Consider the following 376-nt stretch of genomic DNA (forward strand, 5'->3'; position numbering starts at 1 on the left):
GAGGTGAAAGAATTGGAATCATCAAAGTTATGTTGGTATATTCTATTGTCTACATCAATAGATTGGCCGACATAATATTTGTCAAATTGTTCGGAAAAGAGGATGTAAACGTAAACCATTAACCTATAAGATAAATAAAAGCAAAAGAAAAGAGTATCAAACAGATTGTCCAGTTCTATGCACCATTATTATAATAATACGATATAACATGTAGGACCTAATCTAATGGTGATTACTAATATTATTTATCAAGAAAAGAATTGAGGGCTGAAATTTATGGCATACGATACAGGAGGCGCGTTAATTTATTTAGTACACAATTTTGTACACACATAAAAAAAGGGTTATGAAATTAATCACAACCCTTTGAATTTCA

Annotated in this window: 1 protein-coding gene; it reads right to left on the minus strand. The window is 30.1% G+C overall.

Features of this window, described 5'->3' with window-relative positions; all coding sequences use genetic code 11:
• Positions 1 to 119 (minus strand): GIY-YIG nuclease family protein (locus LVD47_RS24225; protein ID WP_369427836.1); only part of this gene is annotated, 119 nt, incomplete at its 3' end.
• Positions 120 to 376: the final 257 nt, after the last annotated feature.

This window comes from Membranihabitans maritimus, assembly GCF_021729145.1.
GTDB lineage: Bacteria > Bacteroidota > Bacteroidia > Chitinophagales > Saprospiraceae > Membranihabitans > Membranihabitans maritimus.